Annotated in this window: 2 protein-coding genes and 1 pseudogene; all 3 read left to right on the top strand. The window is 67.3% G+C overall.

Features of this window, described 5'->3' with window-relative positions:
* A pseudogene (locus JCM9942_RS15055) lies at nucleotides 1-893 on the top strand (2-oxo acid dehydrogenase subunit E2); the annotation flags it as partial.
* On the top strand, nucleotides 890-1,549 hold the full coding sequence (locus tag JCM9942_RS15050; RefSeq protein ID WP_054660656.1) for a hypothetical protein: 660 nt from the start codon (nucleotides 890-892) through the stop codon (nucleotides 1,547-1,549). The pseudogene JCM9942_RS15055 and the gene JCM9942_RS15050, both read left to right, overlap by 4 nt.
* Nucleotides 1,550-1,566: 17 nt before the next feature.
* A partial coding sequence (locus JCM9942_RS15045; protein WP_304941156.1) for a biotin/lipoyl-containing protein occupies nucleotides 1,567-1,828 on the top strand: 262 nt, incomplete at its 3' end.

Genomic DNA, 1,828 nt, shown 5'->3' with positions numbered 1-1,828 from the left:
GCCCGTGAATTCGGGCAGTGGGACCTGAACCAGCTCCAGCGGGCACCGAGAAGGGCGGGCGCATCACCAAGGGCGATGTGCAGAAGTTCGTCAAGGGTGTCCTCGGTGGCGGTGTCGCCGCCACGGGCGCCGCTCCGGCCGCGGCCGGCGGCGGTCTGAACCTGCTGCCGTGGCCGAAGGTGGACTTCAGCAAGTTCGGCGAGACCGAAGTGCAGCCGCTGTCGCGCATCAAGAAGATCTCCGGCGCCAACCTGGCCCGCAACTGGGCGATGATCCCGCACGTCACCCAGTTCGACCAGGCCGACATCACCGACCTGGAAGCCCTGCGCGTGGCACTGAACAAGGAGAACGAGAAGGCCGGCATCAAGCTGACCATGCTCGCGTTCCTGATCAAGGCCAGCGCCGCGGCCCTGAAGAAGTTCCCCGAGTTCAACGCCTCGCTCGATGCCAGTGGCGAGAACCTGACCCTGAAGAAGTATTTCCACATCGGTTTCGCCGCCGACACGCCGAACGGCCTGGTCGTGCCGGTGATCCGCGACGTGGACAAGAAGGGCGTGGTGCAGATCGCCCAGGAAACCGGCGAGCTGGCCAAGAAGGCGCGCGACGGCAAGCTGGGCCCGGCCGACATGAGCGGCGGCTGCTTCTCGATCAGCTCGCTGGGCGGTATCGGTGGCACCGCATTCACCCCGATCGTGAATGCGCCGGAAGTGGCCATCCTCGGCGTCTCCAAGTCCTCGATCCAGCCGGTCTGGAACGGCAAGGAATTCGCGCCGAAGCTGCTGCTGCCGCTGTCGCTGAGCTACGATCACCGGGTGATCGATGGCGCCCTGGCCGCACGCTTCACCACGTACCTCTCGCAGGTGCTGGCCGACATGCGCCGCGTGTTGCTGTGAAGCCAGTCGCGTCCGCACGCCTGCTGCTGGCGACGCTGCTGGCGCTGACCACCGCCCCGGTGCTGGCGGCAAGCCAGTGCGCGGCAGTGGTGGGTGAAGGCTGGCCGCCGGCGGTGGCCAACTACGGTGATGCCGCGGCGCAGCTGCTCGGCGGCGTGACCGAAGAAGGCTTGTCGCTGTTGTCGTTGCCTGCACGCGGCCCCGAGTCGCAGGTGCAGTTGCGGCGCGAGCCCGGGCAGGCGGGGCAATGGGTCGTGGTGGCGGGGCTGGCGGACAAGCGGATCTACAGCTGGAACAGTGGCAGCAGCCGTGCCGGCGTGAATCTGCGTCTGGATCAGCAGCCCGAGCTCGCCCAGGCGCCGGTGCCCGATGCGTTGGCGCAACGCCTGCTGCAGGTGTGGGCGGCGGCACTGGCCTCCAGTGAGGTGGCGCCGCGCGCGCCGGTGACCGATGGCGAGGTGGTGTCCTTCACCCTCAATGGCGCGCGCTACAGCGGGCTGCGGCCCGGCTGCGGCCGGCTTGAAGCGTTGCTGGACCAGGCCGCGCTGCTGGTGGAGCTGGCGCACAGCAAAGACAAAAAACACGAGAAGCGCTACGCCGACATCGAACGCGCGCTCGACAAGATGCATGACCGGTTCAGCGGCGACGCCGGCTGAGCCCACAGGAGAAGACAATGGCGACGATTGAAATCAAGGTTCCGGACATTGGCGATTACGACAATGTGCCGGTGATCGAAATCCTGGTCGCCGTGGGCGACACGGTGAAGAAGGACCAGGGCCTGGTCACGCTGGAATCGGACAAGGCGACGCTGGAAGTGCCGTCCTCGGCTGCCGGCGTGGTCAAGGAGATCAAGGTCAAGCTCGACGACAGGCTGTCGCAGGGCGACGTGGTGGTGCTTCTGGAGGCCGAAGGCGAGGGCGCAGCCCCGGCCGCGG

Origin of the sequence: Stenotrophomonas pictorum JCM 9942 (assembly GCF_001310775.1) — a bacterium.
GTDB lineage: Bacteria > Pseudomonadota > Gammaproteobacteria > Xanthomonadales > Xanthomonadaceae > Stenotrophomonas > Stenotrophomonas pictorum.
Note: the sequence above shows the minus strand (reverse complement) of the source record. Positions and strands in the feature narration are given on the sequence as shown.